At 50.8% G+C, this 18,770-nt stretch carries 15 protein-coding genes; 4 read left to right on the plus strand and 11 right to left on the minus strand.

The genetic code is table 11. The features are described from left to right. The coding region (locus tag ABEW34_RS03100) for a beta strand repeat-containing protein (protein WP_430154776.1) at positions 1-1,547 on the minus strand (1,547 nt) is incomplete at its 3' end. A gap of 423 nt (positions 1,548-1,970) precedes the next feature. On the opposite strand from ABEW34_RS03100, the gene ABEW34_RS03105 reads away from it, so the two are divergent. Then, positions 1,971-2,684, plus strand: coding sequence for an AAA family ATPase (locus ABEW34_RS03105; protein WP_430154778.1), 714 nt, complete (start codon positions 1,971-1,973; stop codon positions 2,682-2,684). A gap of 160 nt (positions 2,685-2,844) precedes the next feature. Next, complete coding sequence (locus ABEW34_RS03110) at positions 2,845-4,488, plus strand: Ig domain protein group 2 domain protein (RefSeq protein ID WP_430154780.1); 1,644 nt, start codon at positions 2,845-2,847, stop codon at positions 4,486-4,488. Positions 4,489-4,615: 127 nt separating this feature from the next. Here ABEW34_RS03110 and ABEW34_RS03115 read toward each other — a convergent pair whose 3' ends face one another. The 5 genes from ABEW34_RS03115 to ABEW34_RS03135 all read right to left on the minus strand — a co-directional run bounded on the left by ABEW34_RS03115 (position 4,616) and on the right by ABEW34_RS03135 (position 11,486). Next, positions 4,616-5,506: a transglutaminase family protein gene (locus tag ABEW34_RS03115; protein WP_430154782.1), complete on the minus strand. Its 891-nt coding sequence runs from the start codon at positions 5,504-5,506 to the stop codon at positions 4,616-4,618. Then, positions 5,503-6,507, minus strand: coding sequence for an alpha-E domain-containing protein (locus ABEW34_RS03120; RefSeq protein ID WP_430154784.1), 1,005 nt, complete (start codon positions 6,505-6,507; stop codon positions 5,503-5,505). The genes ABEW34_RS03115 and ABEW34_RS03120 overlap by 4 nt, the downstream gene beginning before the upstream one ends. Positions 6,508-6,603: 96 nt before the next feature. Further along, positions 6,604-8,061, minus strand: a complete 1,458-nt coding sequence (locus tag ABEW34_RS03125; RefSeq protein WP_430154786.1) for a circularly permuted type 2 ATP-grasp protein — start codon at positions 8,059-8,061, stop codon at positions 6,604-6,606. Between the two features lie 248 nt (positions 8,062-8,309). Then, positions 8,310-9,320 (minus strand): protoglobin domain-containing protein, encoded by a 1,011-nt coding sequence (locus ABEW34_RS03130; protein ID WP_430154788.1) that lies wholly within the window; start codon positions 9,318-9,320, stop codon positions 8,310-8,312. 270 nt (positions 9,321-9,590) lie between these two features. After that, complete coding sequence (locus tag ABEW34_RS03135; RefSeq protein WP_430154790.1) at positions 9,591-11,486, minus strand: PrkA family serine protein kinase; 1,896 nt, start codon at positions 11,484-11,486, stop codon at positions 9,591-9,593. Between the two features lie 241 nt (positions 11,487-11,727). On the opposite strand from ABEW34_RS03135, the gene ABEW34_RS03140 reads away from it, so the two are divergent. Beyond that, positions 11,728-12,471, plus strand: a complete 744-nt coding sequence (locus ABEW34_RS03140; RefSeq protein ID WP_430154792.1) for a DUF2161 family putative PD-(D/E)XK-type phosphodiesterase — start codon at positions 11,728-11,730, stop codon at positions 12,469-12,471. Here ABEW34_RS03140 and ABEW34_RS03145 read toward each other — a convergent pair. From ABEW34_RS03145 to trmL, 3 genes are all read right to left on the minus strand, one after another. Then, positions 12,455-13,654, minus strand: a complete 1,200-nt coding sequence (locus tag ABEW34_RS03145; protein WP_430154794.1) for a PLP-dependent aminotransferase family protein — start codon at positions 13,652-13,654, stop codon at positions 12,455-12,457. The genes ABEW34_RS03140 and ABEW34_RS03145 overlap by 17 nt on opposite strands. A 344-nt stretch (positions 13,655-13,998) precedes the next feature. Continuing rightward, positions 13,999-14,247: an AbrB/MazE/SpoVT family DNA-binding domain-containing protein gene (locus tag ABEW34_RS03150; protein WP_430154796.1), complete on the minus strand. Its 249-nt coding sequence runs from the start codon at positions 14,245-14,247 to the stop codon at positions 13,999-14,001. Between the two features lie 214 nt (positions 14,248-14,461). Then, on the minus strand, positions 14,462-14,926 hold the full coding sequence (gene trmL, locus ABEW34_RS03155; RefSeq protein ID WP_338555108.1) for a tRNA (uridine(34)/cytosine(34)/5-carboxymethylaminomethyluridine(34)-2'-O)-methyltransferase TrmL: 465 nt from the start codon (positions 14,924-14,926) through the stop codon (positions 14,462-14,464). Between the two features lie 177 nt (positions 14,927-15,103). Here trmL and ABEW34_RS03160 point away from each other — a divergent pair, with 177 nt between their 5' ends. After that, positions 15,104-15,823 (plus strand): response regulator transcription factor, encoded by a 720-nt coding sequence (locus tag ABEW34_RS03160; RefSeq protein WP_046228682.1) that lies wholly within the window; start codon positions 15,104-15,106, stop codon positions 15,821-15,823. 81 nt (positions 15,824-15,904) lie between these two features. Here ABEW34_RS03160 and serC read toward each other — a convergent pair whose 3' ends face one another. Continuing rightward, the gene (serC, locus tag ABEW34_RS03165) at positions 15,905-16,990 is read right to left on the minus strand and encodes a 3-phosphoserine/phosphohydroxythreonine transaminase (protein WP_430154797.1); all 1,086 of its coding nucleotides are present in this window, start codon (positions 16,988-16,990) and stop codon (positions 15,905-15,907) included. 343 nt (positions 16,991-17,333) lie between these two features. Next, positions 17,334-18,758 carry a type I glutamate--ammonia ligase gene (gene glnA, locus ABEW34_RS03170; protein ID WP_056039603.1) on the minus strand — a complete coding sequence of 475 codons (1,425 nt, stop codon included), beginning with the start codon at positions 18,756-18,758 and terminating at the stop codon, positions 17,334-17,336. Positions 18,759-18,770 lie beyond the last annotated feature (12 nt).

The raw sequence follows: 18,770 nt of genomic DNA on the forward strand, positions 1-18,770 counted from the left end.
GTTGCTCCTGTTGGACCTGTTGCCCCTGTGTTGCCCGTCGCTCCTGTATCACCCGTATTCCCAGTTGCTCCTGTTGAGCCAGTCGCACCTGTTATCCCTGTCGCTCCTGTATTTCCCGTAGCCCCAGTTGATCCTGTTGGACCTGTGTTTCCCGTGACTCCTGTATCTCCCGTAGCCCCGGTCGCTCCCGTTGGGCCCGTTGCTCCTGTATCTCCCGTAGCCCCGGTTGCTCCTGTTGGACCTGTCGCCCCTGTGTTGCCCGTCGCTCCTGTATCTCCCGTAGCCCCGGTTGCTCCTGTTGGACCTGTTGCCCCTGTGTTGCCCGTCGCTCCTGTATCACCCGTAGCCCCAGTTGCTCCCGTTGGACCGGTTGCTCCTGTTGCTCCTGTTGCTCCTGTATCACCCGTAGCCCCAGTTGCTCCCGTTGGACCGGTTGCCCCTGAAATTCCCGTTGCTCCTGTGTTGCCCGTAGCCCCAGTTGCTCCCGTTGGACCGGTTGCCCCTGTGTTTCCCGTTGCTCCTGTATCACCCGTAGCCCCAGTTGCTCCGGTTGGACCGGCTGCTCCTGTAATTCCCGTCGCTCCTGTATCACCCGTAGCCCCAGCTCCCGTTGGACCGGTTGCTCCTGCGCTTCCCGTAGTCCCTGTATCACCCGTAGCCCCAGTTGCTCCCGTTGGACCGATTGCTCCTGTGTTTCCCGTTGCTCCTGTATCACCCGTAGCCCCAGTTGCTCCCGTTGGACCGGTTGCCCCTGTGTTTCCCGCTGCTCCTGTATCACCCGTAGCCCCAGTTGCTCCCGTTGGACCGGTTGCTCCTGTAATTCCCGTCGCTCCTGTAACACCCGTAGCCCCAATTGCTCCGGTTGGACCGGTTGGACCGGTTGCCCCTGAAATTCCCGTTGCTCCTGTGTTGCCCGTAGCCCCAGTTGCTCCCGTTGGACCGGTTGCTCCAGTAATTCCCGTCGCACCTGTATCACCCGTAGCCCCAGTTGCTCCCGTTGGACCGGTTGCTCCTGTAATTCCCGTCGCTCCTGTATCACCCGTAGCCCCAGTTGCTCCGGTTGGACCGGTTGCCCCTGAAATTCCCGTTGCTCCTGTGTTGCCCGTAGCCCCAGTTGCTCCCGTTGGACCGGTTGCTCCTGTAATTCCTGTCGCTCCTGTATTGCCCGTAGCCCCGGTTGCTCCCGTTGACCCTGTTTCACCCGTAGTCCCAGTTGCTCCCGTTGGACCTGTCGTACCTGTTATTCCCGTAGCCCCAGTTGCTCCCGTTATCCCTGTCGCTCCTGTGTTGCCCGTAGCCCCGGTTAATCCCGTTGATCCTGTCGCACCAGTGTCTCCCGTCGCGCCACCCGCTGGTCCGGTCTCTCCCGTCGGCCCTGTCGCCCCGGTCGATCCTGTTATGCCCGTCGTGCCGCCAGCCGGACCCGTAGCTCCCGTTTCCCCTGTTGCTCCAGTTGAGCCAGTGATTCCGGCAACACCCGGATCTCCTGTGGCACCCATCGCCCCTGCAGCCCCAGTCATCCCCGGCAGGCCATCGGCTCCTTGCATTCCTGCTAGGCCGCGCTCCCCCTGCATACCTTGAGGACCACGCTTGCCATCAGCACCCCTTGGCCCCGGAGGGCCTGTCGGCCCAACAACAGGAACAGGGCAGCATTTCGATTCTGGACATTTATGTTTAAGAGCGGTCTCTCGTTTACAAGGACGTTTTTTCTTATGCTCGCATCTAGCTTTTTTTCTCGGCTTACGTTTCGGTTTATCGCATGAGGATATTTTGCTCATTCGCTTCTTATAGGAACTCAACAAGAACATCCCCCAACTTAATCATTTATATTAGGTCATATGTTTGTCAGACCTTGGACTATCACAATAAGTCGCAAATTGCTCCTCTCCCTTCCTCCTCCACATGCAACCCCACACTCTATCTGTTAAAATAAAACAAACCTACCTCTTCTGCCAAAGGAGCTGAACGCCTTGTATTTACGGAGTGCAGAGCTGCTCAAGGAGCGCATTCCCAATTACAGCAAGTATCCCTTTTCCATTCCTGTCATCCAGTCAATGAGCAAGCTTCATTTTCATACCCATATCACCTTCTTTGTAGGTGAAAATGGTTCCGGCAAATCCACCTTTCTAGAAGCTATAGCCTATCAATGCAGCTTTAACACCGCTGGCGGTGGGCGCAACAACAGCTACGACGTAGATGCCTCTGAATCCGCACTTGGTCCCTACATCCGGCTTTCCTGGATGCCAAAGCTCACGAACGGCTTTTTTCTGCGCGCAGAAACGTTTTACCAGTTCGCCTCTTATCTCGATACAGTGCCCGAAAGCTTGCCCTATTATGGCGGCAAATCGCTGCATGAGCAGTCGCATGGCGAAGCCTTTCTATCGTTGTTCAAGCACCGTTTTGGCAAAAAAGCGATCTATTTGCTCGACGAGCCCGAGGCCGCGCTTTCTCCTGCCCGTCAGCTCGCGCTGCTTCGCGTCATTAAAGATTTGGAGCGCGATGCCCAGTTCATCATTGCGACTCACTCGCCTATTTTGCTTGGATATCCCAACGCACAAATTTACAATTTTGACGCCAAGCCCGTAGAAGAAATTCGCTACGAGGACACAGCACACTACCAGCTAACCCGACGCTTTCTTGAAAACAGAAAAAATGTATTGAACGAGCTGTTCAGCAACGATTAATAACTCTTTCAATATCCCTTACACAAACTTAACACTATATGTACCAGTTTTCTCACGCGAATCTATTTCTATTATTTAGAAAAAATAGTACAATTGCCTTGTGCTTCCAACCAAGGAAGCCGCTCTAATTGAATCAACTACTAGAAGCGGAGGTTTGATGATGAAGGGTAATTTTTTGAAGCGATTGACGGCTGGAGCACTTATCTTAGCCATGTCTTTGTCGGCGGGTACGGCAGTTTCCTTAGCGGAAGGGCCATCTGATCCAGCTCCCATCCTACAGCCCTCAGGAAGTGCCAATGGCAAAAAAATTCTGTTCGACAATGCCCATGCCCAAACAGCAGGGGCGGCAGATTGGGTAATCGACGGCAGCTTTTCCGATTTTGGACAAGCTCTTGCAGGCCGAGGCTATTACGTCAAGGAGCTTCGCAAAAGCGGCCCGATTACGCTAACAGACTTAAGCGGCTATGACGTCTTCGTTATTCCTGAAGCGAACGTGCCGTTCAAGACGAGCGAGCAGCAGGCTATGCTTTCGTATGTGCAGGGCGGAGGCAGCATTTTCTTCATCGCAGACCACTATAATGCGGATCGAAATAAAAACAGATGGGATTCCTCTGAAGTATTCAACGGCTACAGACGGGGAGCTTGGTCAAATCCTGCGCTGGGCATGAGCTCAGCGGAAGCCAGTTCAGCCGCTATGCAGGGTGTAGCCAGCTCCGACTGGCTGTCGAACAACTTCGGCATGCGCATCCGTTACAACGCGCTAGGCAACGTAAACTCAGGAACGATTGTGCCTTCGTCGCAATCTTTTGGCATTACTAGCAGCGTTACTTCCGTGACGATGCATGCCGGATCAACTATTGCTATTACAGACCCGACTAAGGCGAAGGGAATCGTCTACATGCAGCAGACTTCGGCTGCTTGGGGAAATGCGGTCGATCAAGGCGTCTATAATGGCGGGGGAATGGCCGAAGGCCCTTACGTTGCAATCGGCAAAAACAGTCTTGGCAAAATAGCCGTTATCGGCGACTCCTCTCCTGTCGAAGACAGTACGCCTAAATATTTGCGCGAGGAAACAGGCGGCACCAAAACGACTTACGACGGCTTCACAGAAGCAAGCAATGGCGCGCTGCTCGTGCAGCTTGTGGACTGGCTTGCTGTTAAAGAAAGCTATACAGCGCTGAATCAAGTAAGCGGCCTCACACTTGACAATGCAACAGCGCTGCTTGCTATAGAAACGCCGCAAACGTCAACCCAGCCGCAGGCTGAACCATGGGCAGCACCGGCAGCCGACTACAAATGGTGGGACAGCTCCACCTTCAAGCAAGGCTCCTACGGCTATGCCTCAACGTCGCAGCCACCTACATCCGGAGCTGTAAACGAAACCTTCGAGGCAGGCACGAAAGCAGCCTATACTGTAGGTTCGGTTACGCTTGGCTCAGGCTCGTGGACCTTTGATAATGCACTGCTTGGCGATCTAGCTACAGATAAGAAAAACGGAGCCAAAGCCGCGAGAGTCAGGTCAGCAGGTGCCATCTATATGAATTTTAATGTGACTGGCGGCGCGACAAGCGTCAAAGTGAAGCATGCGAGCTTTGGCAGTGATACGGGAGCGACATGGAAGCTTCAGAAGTCGCTTAATGGCGGCTCCACTTGGACGGATGTCGGCAGCACTTACTCCAGCACCCAGTCGTTAACCGAACAGACGATTTCGGTAAATGAAAGCTCAGCTGTACGTTTTAAAATCGTAGTCGCAGGCACATCCGGCAGCCGCTTGAACTTTGATGATTTTACCATCGTCCAATAATCCATGCTTTTGAATTCAGACCCTCCAAAAACATAACAAAAAAGCCCTTCGGGCGCTTGTGCAGCTGCATCAAAGCTTTAGCAGCAGCAGCCATGCGCCCATAGGGCTTTTCTCGAATTTCCTCGCTTCACTCTTCTACGTTGCGCACATCCACCGTCACCTTCAGCAACTGCTGTCCGCTTCCGCGATAAACGCCTTTTACCGGAACGATATCTTTGTAATCGCGTCCATGGCCCAGCTTTACGTAACGCTCGCCGACAGGGGCTTCATTCGTCGGATCGAAGCTGCACCAGCCGAGCGACGGTACATAGGCTTCCACCCAAGCATGGGACGCCTGCTCGAAATCTGCTGCTCCTCCTTGCAAATCGCCAACGAAATGATAGCCGCTCACATAGCGGGCGGGAACCTGCTGAGAGCGGCAGCAGGCAATCATCAGATGGGCAAAATCCTGGCAGACGCCGCGCCTGCGTTCGAACATATCGCTTGCCTTCGTCTCTACAGTAGTAGCATCTGGATCATAGACGAACTCGGTGCGAATTTTATGGGAGAGCGCCAGCAGCCAGCCATATACGCTCAGCCCATTATTTTTCCGATCCTCTACGCCCACTGCATACATCTCCACTTCCGGACTCAGCGCCGTATAGGCGGTAGGCAGCAGAAACTCCACGAAACGATTGCCCGCATCCTCGGACTGCAGCCACTCCCAAGCGACTTCGGCTGCTCCGCCGCCGCTCAGAGCAGCGGCATGCTGCTCTGGCGTAAGTGCCTCCTTCGTCACAACGGTCATTTGCGAGCGAATCGTGAGCTTTCGGTGCGAGCCGTTCACCGAAAACGAATGCACCCGATTGCCGAAAAAATCCTCATAGCTGAACAGCGGCGCATTCGGCTCAATCGCAATGGACTGCTGGTAGCAGGACTGGCGTTCATCCGTGCTCGGCGTCAGACGAATTTCATTGACACTGTCCGTAACCGGCGTGCCATAATCGTATTGCGTCACATGCGAAATATTCAGCTTCATGCGCTGGCCTCCCCCATGCGAAAAAAGGTTTTGGCGAAGGTGTCGCCCAGCGTCTGGCAAGCATCCAGCAAATGCCCGACGATTGCCCCGTCACGGTCCAGTGCAACATCTTCCCGGTCCAGGCAGGCAAGATCCGCCTTCACCTTGCTTACCTGGCGAATAATCTTGTCATGCGCCGAGCGCAGCTGCATATCCTGAAAGCGGATATCCCGCATATGCTCATCCAGCGTATGCAGCGCAAAATGCACAGACCTCGGGAACACTTCATTCAAAATGACAAAATCGACTATCGATTCCACCGACATGCCATCGGCATAATAACGCCGGAACACCTGATAGCCGCTCAGCGATCGCAGCATGGCCTGCAAGTATGAATATGCCCCTGTCGCATGGCTCCAGCTCTCTCCGCTCGCAACCACCGTATTATAAGCTGCTTTAATAATGCGCAGCGTGTTCTCAGCCCGCTCCAGATAGCGGCCGCATTCGATAAAATGCCACTCATTCTCACGTGGCATGACAGACTGGCTGATGCCTTGGAACAGCGCCGTCCATTCCTTGATTTTGCCGAAAAACAAATGCGGCGATTCCGCCATTAAATCCTCTGGCCGCTTCTCCCGCAGCCACAAATAAAAGCCGTTGACCGCATCCCACATCTCGCTCGGCACCTTCTCGCGCAGCGTGCGAAGATTTCCCCGCGCATGACTGACGCAGGACACAAGCGAATTCGGATTGTCGCGGTCGAGCGTCATATACCGCAGCACATCCTGCTCGCTGTAGCTGCCGTATTGTTGGACATAGGACTCCCTGCTGCCCAGCGCATCCACGATGCGCGACCATTTGCAGGTCGGAGCTGCCATTCCTTGCCCTTGACCCACCACCTCCGATTCTGCGCTATCCTCCGCTTGCAAATGATAGTGAACATCGATCAACCGCGCATGGTTTTCCGCCCGCTCCATGTAGCGTCCAATCCAAAATAATGCCTCAGCGTTCCGATTAAGCATAGCCATCCCTCCATTATTAGGCTCCCCGCCTCATTGTTCCGTGCCGGCTTACCAGCTTAGCAGCTTTACCGCTTCGAGGCTTCGCAATATTTAAGCCTAGCGGCTGAGCACCCATGTATCTTTGACCCCGCCGCCTTGCGATGAATTGACGACGAGCGAGCCTTCCGTCATTGCCACACGCGTCAGCCCGCCAGGTATGACATGCGTTTCCTCGCCCATTAGCGCAAAAGCTCTTAAATCAATATGGCGCGGTGCCATGACGCCATCCATCATTACGGGTGCTCGCGAAAGCTTCATCGTAGTCTGGGCAATATACCGCTCTGGGTCGAGCTTAATCGCCTCAGCGAACGCTTTGATTTCCGCCGCTGTCGCACTTGGGCCAATCAACATGCCGTAGCCGCCGGAAAGCGAGGTTTCCTTGACGACCAGCTCCGAGAGATGATCCAGCACATATTCCCGCTCTTCCTTGCGCGACAAAATATAGGTTGGCACATTATGCAAAATCGGCTCTTCGCCCAAATAATAGCGAATCATATCCGGCACATACGCATATACCGCCTTATCGTCGGCAACTCCCGTGCCTGGAGCATTAGCAATCGCCACATTACCTGCGCGATACGCATTCATCAGACCGGGAACGCCTAGCAGCGAATCCGGCTGAAAAGCAAGGGGATCGATAAACTCATCATCAATCCGCCGATAAATAACATCCACCTTGCGAAGCCCGCGCAAGTCCCGCAAATAAATATTGTGATCCTTATACACGAGATCACGGCCCTCCACAAGGTGAATGCCAAGCTGCTGAGCGAGGAAAGTATGCTCGTAATAAGCCGAGTTATAGGAGCCCGGCGTAAGCAGCACAATAAGCGGATCGCGCTTGCCGCTAGGGGCAAGCGCGCGGAGCGAGCTGAGGAAGCAGTTGAGGCTGCGCTCGATGCTCTGGACAGACGAGGACAAATAAAGGTCATGAAACAGCTCGCTCATCAGCGTTCGGCCCTTGAACAAGTAAGAGAAGCCGGAAGGAGAACGCAAATTGTCCTCCAGCACGAAGTAACGTCCCTTCTCATCACGGATCAAATCGATGCCCGACGCTGTAATGTACACGCCTGACGGCACATCCAGCCCAACCATTTCCGGGCGGAAATAAGTATTGGACACAATCATTTTGCGGGGGATAACGCCATCTTTTACAATGTGCTGCTGGTGGTAGATGTCATGAGTGAAGGCGTTAAGCGCGCGAATGCGCTGACGCACGCCGCGGTCAATATTGTCCCACTCATGCCGGGGAATGACACGGGGAATATAGTCGAACGGTATCGTCCGCTCCAGAGGCTCATTTTGATTGCTGTTGTACAGCGTGAAGGTTATGCCTTCCTCCATCATTCGCTGATTAAGAGCATGCTGACGAATGTTCAGCTCAGAAGGCTTAATTCTCCCGAACAAGCGATGAACACTTTCATAATGGGGACGAACCGAAAAATCCTTCTCAAACATTTCGTCATAAAATGATTGTGAATCATAATAATGCGACTGCGACTGTCTAGCCGTCGACATGCCAACCGCCTCCTCCAAGATAGCTCAACCTCACATGTAATTCCTGTAACAATAATGATCATTTTTGATCCAACGACATATTAATGTTAGTTTTTATGACGTTAAATTTCATAAAATCGTCCATTTCTGTAGCTCAATCATACTAAAACCGAATATTCATGTCAACTTATATGTCATATAAAAAAGCCGAAATCCTCTTGCTTGAGGATTTCGGCTGCTTTTGAATGTTATCTTCTACAAATTGAGGTCTATTCGGATGCTGCATTAAGCTTGTTCAAATCTTTGGCGACGTCATCGACCATTTTTACAAAAGCAGCAAGCTCCTGTGATTTTGCCGCTTGATTACGCGCTTCTGCCGACGTCTGATCGGACTCCTTGCGGACCGAATTAACCTTTTTCTCAATTTCACTAAGCTTATTTTGAATCGTTTCCTGCGCTCCCCGTGACGACGCGGCCAGCTTGCGCACCTCATTGGCGACAACCTCAAAGCCCCGACCATGATCACCGGCTCTTGCTGCTTCAATGGCGGCATTCAGCCCTAGCAAATGCGTCTGATCGGCAATTTCCCGAATCATCGTCCCCATCTCCGTAATACCGTCCAGCTCGCCCTGCAGCTCGCCAAGCAAAGAATGCGCTTTCTCTTGTGAATCTGAAGTAGACAATGCCGTAGCTGCAATCGATTGGGCGCCTTCTTCCAGCTCAACCATCAAGCCAGCCAGCTGCTGCACTGCTTCCGTTACCGTCGTCAGCATAATTGCACGCTCATCTGCAAGCTCCTGCACCTTCGTCTGCTCTGCGCGGTTATAAGCTTCAAGCACGAATTGCGAGTCCAGATTGAACATCTTGGACAGCGAGTGAATAACCGGCTTCCATCCATCTGGAAGCACACGCTCAAATACATCCGTCGCAATGTTCAAGTAAGTCATGTATGTACCTAAATACCAGTCGGTTGTAAGGCCGATCCGGGAATGCACAAGCCCGATTTTTATCCGGTTTTCAATAAACGCTTCATCAATAACCCCGTCAGCAAGGGACAGCCAATATTCGCGCTGTGTTCCTTTCAGACGATCCACATTGCTGAATTTCTTCATTAAAGCTACCATTTCGGGATAGAGTCCCACATTATCGTAAAAGCGATCAACAACCTCATTAACTACCTGCTTAAAAATAGGCTTGCACTCGGAAAGCAGCTGTAAATCCTGCTCCTTGATTCCTGTATAATCCAACTGTCGCTTACGTTCTACTGTGACATTAATCATTGAAAAACCCCCTGTCTCTAAATAGATAACAACTGCTATATTTAGTATATCGGCATTCAGCCTCATATAGGTAGACATTTCTTTAATAATTCAAGAGAATTTGTCTAGATCTCTACAAAATTCACCAAAAAAGCTGAATCTATAGTCCCATTTTTCCAGTCCTCCTATCCTATTCTAGCTTATTCGCGCTTTAATTTCACCCAGACAACGCCAAGAAGTTCGGTGGGCAGCTGCTCCACCGAACTTCTTGATCTTCTCCGATTTGGATCGTTAGCGATTAAGCAGGCTGCCTACATAACGCAGCAGCTCATTGGCGCATACGGGGCAATAGCCGTGGTCATCTATCAACCGCTTCGTCACTTCATTAATCCGCTTGAGCTGGATTTCATCCGGCGTCTTCGTGGAGGTCGTAATCTTCACGATGTCCTTAAGATCCGTGAACAGCTTTTTCTCCACCGCTTCACGCAGCCGCTCATGGCTGGTGAAATCGAATTTTTTTCCTTTGCGGGAATAAGACGAGATGCGAATCAAAATTTCTTCGCGGAACGCTTTTTTCGCATTTTCAGAAACGCCGATCTGCTCCTCAATAGAACGCATCAGGCGCTCATCCGGATCAAGCTCCTCGCCGGTGAGCGGATCTTTGATTTTAGCCCAGTTGCAATAAGCCTCAATGTTGTCGAGATAGTTTTCGAACAGCGTACGCGCCGACTCCTCATAGGAATAGACGAAGGCCTTCTGAATTTCTTTTTTGGCCAGGCCATCATATTCCTTGCGCGCAACCGAAATAAAGTTCAAATAACGCTCCCGCTCCTCCTTCGTAATGGATGGATGCTGGTCGAGGCCCTCCTTCAAGCCGCGAAGCACATCGAGCGCATTAATGCACTGCATATCCTGCTTGATCAGCGCGCTCGAAATCCGGTTGATCACATAGCGCGGGTCGATGCCAGACATGCCTTCCTCGGTATATTCGGTCTGCATTTCCTTAAGATCGGCATCCTTGAAGCCTTCGATTTCCTCGCCGTCGTACATCCGCATCTTCTTCACCAAATCCATGCCCTGCTTTTTCGTCTCCTTCAGACGGGTAAGTATGGAGAAAATAGCAGCAGCGCGCAGAGCATGAGGCGCAATATGAATATGCTTCATGTCGCTCTGGCCGATGAGCTTCGTATAAATTTTTTCTTCCTCGGACACTTTCAGGTTATACGGAATCGGCATGACGATCATCCGTGACTGGAGCGCTTCATTTTTCTTATTGCTAATAAAGGATTTGTACTCCGTCTCGTTCGTGTGGGCAATAATTAATTCATCAGCGGAAATAAGGGCAAACCGCCCCGCTTTAAAATTACCCTCCTGCGTCAAGGACAGCAGGTTCCACAAAAACTTCTCGTCGCATTTCAGCATCTCCTGAAACTCCATGAGCCCCCGGTTTGCCTTGTTCAGCTCGCCGTCAAAACGATAAGCCCGCGGATCAGATTCCGAGCCAAATTCTGTAATCGTGGAAAAATCGATGCTGCCGGTGAGATCGGCAATGTCCTGCGATTTCGGATCAGATGGACTAAACGTACCGATACCAACCCTGTTATCCTCAGAGATGAATACGCGCTCTACCTGAACATTTTGAATATCGCCGCCGTATTCGGTTTGCAGCCTCATTTGGCAGGACGGGCATAGATTGCCTTCAATTCTAACCCCAATCTCCTGCTCGATTTCACCTCTCAGCTCATGCGGAATGAGATGCAGCGGCTCTTCATGCATCGGGCAGCCTTTAATCGCATAGACGGCGCCGCGCTTTGTTCTGGAATATTTCTCAAGCCCCTTTTTGAGCATCGTAACCAGCGTCGATTTCCCTCCACTGACAGGACCCATTAGGAGCAAAATCCGTTTGCGCACATCAAGCCTTCGCGCCGAGGAGTGGAAATATTCCTCCACCAGCTTTTCAACAGAGCGGTCCAGCCCATAAATCTCCTGCTCAAAAAATTTGTACCGCTTCTTCCCATCCCTCTCCTCGACTCCATAGGATTCAATCATTTCATAGACACGCGCGTGCGCCGTCATGGCCGGGGTTGGATCCTGTCTCAGCAGTTCAATATAATCCTTGAAAGATCCACTCCAGGCCAGCTTCTCACTCTCTGCTTGATATTCCGATATTCGCTTGAAAATGTCCATGCCGTGCCTCCTCCCATCGCTTCCGCAATACACAATTTTTCACTTCGCTCGGCATTTGCTTGTAAGAACCTCAGCGAGTGGAACTAACTTTATTGAAGTATTACATGTCTATGCTTATTCCGCATGGAAATTGACCACTATTTTAGGCGGTAATCATGCATATTACGACAAGTACGCTATTCGATCTGCCCGCTCTCCCTATCCTTTGTTATAATAGTTAGAAGAAAGTGGGGGAATGCACGTGGCAGTGGGTAAGGAAGAGGAACTTTATGGCCCGGTAAAAGCTTATTATGAAGCGCGTGGCTTCGTCGTCAAAAGCGAGGTGCTGCACTGCGATCTCGTTGCGATGCATGCTGATACCGAAGAAACCATTATCGTGGAAATGAAAAAGACGTTCAATCTCGCCCTGCTGCTGCAGGGGATTGAACGCCTTCGAATAAATGATCAAGTCGTGCTCGTAGTCGAGCGCAATCGTAAAAAAAGTGGCGCGCACAACCAGCGCTTCGGTGAAATTACCGAGCTGTGCCGCATGCTCGGCATTGGCCTGATGACCGTCACCTTCTTCAAAACGAAGATGCCTGTCATTGATGTGCTCTGCGAGCCTGGAGAGGCGCCGCAGCGCGGAACGCGCCGCAAGAAGCAGGCGAAGCTGCTTCTTGAATTTCGCGAGCGCAGCGGCGATTATAATGTAGGCGGCAGTACCGGCCGCAAGCTGGTGACCGCCTATCGCGAGAAGGCGCTGCGCTGCGCCTACGCGCTCCAGCAGCTGGGAGAGGCGCAATCGCCTAGTCAGGTTGCTGCGCTGACGAGCTTCCCGCGCAGCGGCGCTGTGCTGCGCGACAATTACTACGGCTGGTTCGAGCGTCAGCAGCGCGGAAAATACCGGCTGCTGCCTGCCGGAGCAGCCGCCTTGAACGAATACGCCGAAGTCATCGCCGATTGGGTGGCCGCTTTGCCAAGCAATCAGGTTAGGAGCGGGCCGTAAACTCGCGGATCGCTTCCGCAAAGCGCTCTACGCCGAGAGCCGTCTTGGCTCCGATGTTATAGGTAAAGTTAAGCCGCGCCGTATTACGCTGCGGGTCATAAGCATAGAAGGAGCTTCCGGGCACGAAAGCAACGCCCTTCTGAACGGAAGCCCGGAGAAGCGCCTCTGCATCAAGACCTTCCGGCAGCTCCACCCATAGGAACATGCCGCCCTTCGGCTCAATCCAGCGCAATCCCTCAATATGCTGCTGCACCAGCAGCCCTTGCATTTCGCGCATCCGCTCACCGTAGGAAGCAGAGATAACTTTAATATGCTCATCCAGCGGGAAGCTATCCAGCAGCTCGCTGACGATTTGCTGATCAATCGCGCTGGAATGCAAATCTGCCGCCTGCTTCGCTTTAGCCATCATTGCAATGACTTCCGCTGGCCCCATCGCCCAACCTGTGCGCAGCCCTGGCGCAACCGTCTTCGAAAAGGTGCTCGTATAAATAACCGAGCCTGAACGGCCTGCTTGCTGGTCAAGCGCAAACAATGTCGGATAAACGGCATTTACATCATATTTTATTTCCCCGTATGGATCATCTTCCAATATAGGCACACCATAAGAGCTGCAAAGCGCGAGCAGCTGCTGTCTGCGCTCCGTGCTCCATACGCGTCCCGTCGGATTGCCGAAGGTAGGCACGGCGTACACTAGCTTTGGACGATGCTCGCGAATAAGCCGCTCCGCATCCTCCGCCACAATGCCAAACTCATCGCTGTCCGCAGCAATGACATTTAAGCCATTCATCTCAAACACCTGCAAGCAAGCGAGATAAGTCGGCCTTTCCACCAATATCGTATCGCCCGGCTCGGTCAGCACTTCAACAATGAGGCTGATCGCCTGCTGGGAGCCTGTCGTCAGCAGCATTTCGTCAGGGCGTACGTTCATACCCTTATGCCCCATACGCTCGCACAGCTGTTCACGCAGCGGCATAAAGCCCTCCGTCAATCCGTATTGCAGGGCGCTTGCGCCCTTCGTAAACACGCGATCGGCAGCTTCGCGAATCGCCTGCACCGGAAACAGCTCCGCGGCCGGAAGCCCTCCAGCGAATGAAATCATATCCTTGCCCTGCGTCAGCTTGAGAATATCTCTTACGACCGATGATTTGAGAGCGGTCACACGTGATGAAAAACGGTAATCCATGGTTCGACTCCTCCTAAGATGCAAGCTTTAACGCTTATAGCTCTATGTTATCAAGGTACAGCCCATATTTAAAGTTTTCTTTTTCAGGCAGGTTGGGTATAATGAAAACAGTTGCATGAGGATTTTGGAGGTGCCATTAATGTCCATCACATTCATTATTGTAATGACTGTATTCGTCTTGTTCTTGACGGCTATGTTCACGTCTTCTTACAACGATGACAAAACCAAAGGCCTGTAGGTTGAACCATCAGCTTACATCAAAAGAAGCTTCTCCGAAGGATTGCAGCTATTGCTGCTCCATGGGGAAGCTTCTTTTGGTTACTACCTATTAAGCATGTATGAGGTTAGCGGGCAAGCTGGCTCATTTCAGCCACACAAACGCCGCATAAAAAACGTTCTTTAAACTCGCGTACTTCATCCATAGAACCACAGAACACACATTTCGGACGATAACGTTCTAAAATAATATGGTCGCCCTGCACTAAAATTTCAACCGGATCTCCCTCATTCATCTGGTAACGTTTACGCAACGATTTTGGAAGAACGATACGTCCGAGTTGATCTACTTTTCTTACTACACCTGCTGGTTTCATCGTTGTTCACCTCTCCTGTGTCTAGTTTGCAAGCCATTTTCGTGAAACCCCGACAGTTCATTGCCTTAACGCTCTGCCTCTGTTTCCCCATTTTGCTTCTCTCTTTAGATAATGCTTTAAGTAATTCCTTAATTAAAACCTTAAGTAATTTCTTCACCTTGCCAACACACTTTGAATCTGCAAGAACTAAACTTATTCGCAAGCCGCCTCTATTTTAAGACAGTCCGGGAAAATCGTTCTGTCTAAGCGCTTCGTACACGACGATCGCCGCCGAATTGGATAAATTAAGCGATCTGACCTTATCCGTCATTGGCATCCGAATGCATGTACTTAAATTCGCCTCAATCAGCTCTTGGGGCAGACCTTTCGTTTCCTTGCCGAATACGAAAAAATCCCCATCCTGGTACTGAAACTCATTATAGGCTTTGACCGCTCGCGTACTGGCATAGAAATACCGCCCATCAGCATACTGCTCCTGCAGCTCCTGAAAGGAATCATGGTACTCGACATGAACCGCATGCCAATAATCCAGGCCCGCCCGCTTCAGCGTCTTGTCATCCGTTTGAAAGCCCAGCGGACGCACCAGATGCAGATGCGCACCTGTTGCCGCACATGTCCGCGCGATATTGCCCGTGTTAGCGGGTATTTCCGGTTCTACTAACACAATATGAAATGCCATCTTCTCGTTGTCACCCCTTGTCCCTTGCCTATTATACATGAATTACTATTTTATTTGAAATAGGAATGAAATTTTACATCCCGTTAACGTACTCTTAATCCCCGCTTGAACGTCTAACTTCATAATGTAGTCATGAGCAAAGACATGTTTAGGATAAGGGAGGCTTAATAAGACAACATGTTGAAGAAGAAAATTCTCGTCGTCGATGACGAGCCCTCCATCTCCATGCTGATTGAATTCAACCTGAAGCTAGCCGGATACGACGTCAGATGCGTAGATGACGGAGAAGCCGTGTTTGATATGCTGCGCCCCTTTCGACCAGATCTCATCGTTCTCGATTTAATGCTGCCGAAAATGGATGGCATCCAAGTATGCCGCGAGCTGCGCAAGCAAAACAATGCCGTTCCCATCGTCATGCTGACCGCCCTGCAGGATGTTACCGATAAAATTGCCGGCCTCGATAATGGCGCTGACGATTATATGACCAAACCATTTAGCCCGCAGGAGCTAATTTCGCGCATCCAGGCGATTTTCCGCAGACTGCAGTCGCTGCCTGGCGCAGCACCATCAAGTGCCATTGACATTGGCCGCATGTCGGTTCGCCCAGATGAGCGCGAAGTGCTGATTGACGGCAAGCTGATCGAGCTGACGCCGAAGGAATTCGAGCTGCTCGTCTTCCTCTGCAAGCATAAAGGCAAGGTGCTGAGCCGCCAGCAGCTGCTTCATGGCGTATGGGACTATCACTTCCTCGGCGATACCCGTATCGTAGATGTCCATATTAGCCATCTCCGCGATAAAATCGAAAAAAATGCCCGGACCCCCGAATATATTATGACCGTTCGTAACGTTGGCTACAAGCTGCATGGCCCAAGCGCTCTGGAGCAAACCCTTGCCTAATTACACGAAAGAACCGCCCGAACCTTTCATAAACTAAAGGTTCGGGCGGTTTTTCTATCATTTAATTACGGACAGCCGCAATTAGCCGTTGTTTTTTTGGAATTCTGCCATAAATTCAGCAAGCGCCTTGCAGCTTTCCAGTGGAACCGCATTATAAGTCGAAGCGCGAAGCCCGCCAACATCACGATGTCCTTTCAAGCCAACAAAACCTTCTGCTTCGGATTGCTTAATAAATTTCTTCTCAAGCTCTTCATCCTGCAAGCGGAATGTAATGTTCATAAGCGAACGGCTCTCTGGAGCAGCAAAGCCATAATAGAAACCGCCACTTTGATCAATCGTATCGTAAATGAGCTTTGTTTTGTCGCGGTTGTATTGATTGATTTGGGAAACTCCGCCTCTTGCTTTAATCCATTTCAGCACCAGATTGACCATATAAACCGAGAAGGAAGGCGGCGTATTGTACAGCGAGCCTGCTTTCGCATGGGTATCATAGCGGAAAATAGCTGGAATCGTCTTAGGGCTTTCTTTAATGAGATCATCACGAACGATGACGACCGTCACACCCGAAGGACCGAGGTTTTTCTGAGCGCCTGCATAAATCAGACCAAACTGGCTGACATCTACCGAACGGCTCAAAATATCACTCGACATGTCCGCGATTAGTGGAACATTGCCCGTTTGCGGGAATTCTGCAAATTGCGTACCGCCAATGGTCTCATTTGTCGTAATGTGCAAATAAGCGGCTTGATCTGGCAGCTGAATGTCGGAAAGTGCCGGAATGCGATTAAACTTGTGAGCTTCGGAAGTAGCAGCTACCGCTGTCTCGCCAATAAGCTTCGCTTCTTTAATTGCTTTCTCTGCCCATGCGCCAGTCATCACATATGCGCCGACTTTGCCTGGAGAAAGGAAATTCATTGGAATGGTTGCAAATTGCGTGCTTGCGCCGCCTTGCAGCAGCAGAACATGATAATGGTCAGGAATGCCGTAAATTTCGCGAAAAAGAGCCTGTGTCTCATTGTTAACTTGCTCATACAGCTCGCTGCGGTGCGACATTTCCATAATGGACATGCCCGCGCCTTGATACTCTACGAATTGCTGCTGAGCCTGCTCAAGTACTTCAAGCGGTAAAGCGGCTGGTCCTGCATTAAAATTGAATGCTCTCTTCATCTTCGGATAACCACCTTTAGTTATTAACATGATAACGCTATAATAGCAATTTTAAAGGCCCGCTTCAAGTAGTCTGGCGTCTTTTCGTGACAAAAGTCGAACACTTTATTATTGACTTCTTGTTAATATTCGGTTTTCTTCAAATTAAAGTGTTTTGCTGCCGCTTTCATTATTACCTGCATTGTGCCTTCACGAGTAACACCAATAATATGGGCATCCTTCAGCACATTATTATGATGGGAGACGGCGGGACGCAATTAATTAGTCTTTTTTTTGTTATATCACTTCAGCGAATAGGCAGAAAAAAAGAGCCCCATATAGGAGGCTCCTTCAACGTTAATTTTTAGCAATCGAAGTACAGGCTGTACTCGTGCGGATGAACACGGATCGATACTGTTTTTGCTTCATTACGTTTGAATGCAACGTAGTTAGCGATGAAATCTTCAGAGAATACGCCGCCTTCAGTCAAGAATTCGGAATCTGCTTCCAAAGCGCTAAGCGCTTCGTCAAGCGTACCTGGTACGCTGCGGATATCCTTCTTGTCTTCTTCTGGCAATTCGTAAATGTTTTTGTCGAAAGGACCATAGCCCAAAGCAACTGGATCAAGCTTGCGCTTAATACCGTCAAGACCTGCAAGCAGCATAGCTGCAAATGCGAGGTAAGGGTTGGCAGTGGAGTCAGGGGTACGGAACTCGATACGACAGCCTTTAGGTGTAACGGAAGCGATAGGAATACGAATCGCAGCCGAACGGTTACCTTTGGAGAACACCAGGTTAACTGGAGCTTCGTAGCCAGGAACCAGACGTTTGAACGAGTTCGTGCTCGGGTTAGTGAGCGCGATCAACGCTGGAGCGTGGTGCAAAATTCCGCCGATGTAGTTCATAGCCAGCGGGCTCAGGTTGCCGTAAGCACCTTTTTCAAAGAACAAAGGCGTGTCGCCATCAAAGATAGAGGAGTGAACGTGCATACCGCTACCGTTATCGCCAAACAGCGGCTTAGGCATGAAAGTTGCAACTTTTCCATATTGGCGAGCTGTGTTATGAACAATATATTTGTATTTCATCAGGTTGTCAGCTGTTTTAGTCAGCGTGTCGAAACGGAAGTTGATTTCTGCTTGACCAGCAGTCGCTACTTCGTGGTGATGACGCTCAACGCGAAGACCTGTTTCTTGCATCAGGCGAACCATTTCGCTGCGGATGTCTTGTTGGGAGTCAACCGGAGCTACTGGAACGTAACCGCCTTTAACTGGAACTTTAAAGCCAAGGTTTCCGCCTTCTTCTTTGCGGCCGCTGTTCCAGCCAGCTTCTTCGGAATCAACCGAATAGAAGGAAGTGTTCATCGAGCTTTCGTAGCGAACATCGTCGAAAATGAAAAATTCGGATTCCGGAGCGAAAAATGCAGTCGTGCCCACACCGGATTTTTGCAGAAACTCTTCCGCTTTTTGAGCGATGCTGCGCGGATCGCGCTCGTAGCGTTCACCATCAGGCGTATGAATGTTAGACATTACGTTTAGAGTTGGGTGATCAGTGAAAGGATCGATAAATACCGATTCAGGATCTGGCATCATAACCATATCCGACTCTTCGATTCCACGGAAACCCGGGATCGAGGAACCGTCAAAAGCTACACCATTTACGAAAGTATCGGCGTCAACTTCTGTCGAAGGAAGGGTAATGTGGTGCGCATGACCAAAAAGATCCACGAACCGGAAATCTACAAACTGAATGTTGTTTTCTTTAATTGTGTCCAAAACATTTTGAACTGACATCAGATATTTCCT

The sequence above is a fragment of the Paenibacillus algorifonticola genome (assembly GCF_050481745.1).
Lineage (GTDB): Bacteria > Bacillota > Bacilli > Paenibacillales > Paenibacillaceae > Pristimantibacillus > Pristimantibacillus algorifonticola_A.

What these genes read in the sequence shown, in the direction of transcription:
- ABEW34_RS03110 (WP_430154780.1), top strand. Translation starts at nt 2,845, where the DNA reads ATGAAGGGTAATTTTTTGAAGCGATTGACGGCTGGAGCACTTATCTTA.
- ABEW34_RS03120 (WP_430154784.1), bottom strand. Translation starts at nt 6,507, where the DNA reads ATGCTTAATCGGAACGCTGAGGCATTATTTTGGATTGGACGCTACATG.
- ABEW34_RS03115 (WP_430154782.1), bottom strand. Translation starts at nt 5,506, where the DNA reads ATGAAGCTGAATATTTCGCATGTGACGCAATACGATTATGGCACGCCG.
- ABEW34_RS03160 (WP_046228682.1), top strand. Translation starts at nt 15,104, where the DNA reads ATGTTGAAGAAGAAAATTCTCGTCGTCGATGACGAGCCCTCCATCTCC.
- ABEW34_RS03145 (WP_430154794.1), bottom strand. Translation starts at nt 13,654, where the DNA reads ATGGATTACCGTTTTTCATCACGTGTGACCGCTCTCAAATCATCGGTC.
- glnA (WP_056039603.1), bottom strand. Translation starts at nt 18,758, where the DNA reads ATGTCAGTTCAAAATGTTTTGGACACAATTAAAGAAAACAACATTCAG.
- trmL (WP_338555108.1), bottom strand. Translation starts at nt 14,926, where the DNA reads ATGGCATTTCATATTGTGTTAGTAGAACCGGAAATACCCGCTAACACG.
- ABEW34_RS03135 (WP_430154790.1), bottom strand. Translation starts at nt 11,486, where the DNA reads ATGGACATTTTCAAGCGAATATCGGAATATCAAGCAGAGAGTGAGAAG.
- serC (WP_430154797.1), bottom strand. Translation starts at nt 16,990, where the DNA reads ATGAAGAGAGCATTCAATTTTAATGCAGGACCAGCCGCTTTACCGCTT.
- ABEW34_RS03125 (WP_430154786.1), bottom strand. Translation starts at nt 8,061, where the DNA reads ATGTCGACGGCTAGACAGTCGCAGTCGCATTATTATGATTCACAATCA.
- ABEW34_RS03150 (WP_430154796.1), bottom strand. Translation starts at nt 14,247, where the DNA reads ATGAAACCAGCAGGTGTAGTAAGAAAAGTAGATCAACTCGGACGTATC.
- ABEW34_RS03130 (WP_430154788.1), bottom strand. Translation starts at nt 9,320, where the DNA reads ATGATTAATGTCACAGTAGAACGTAAGCGACAGTTGGATTATACAGGA.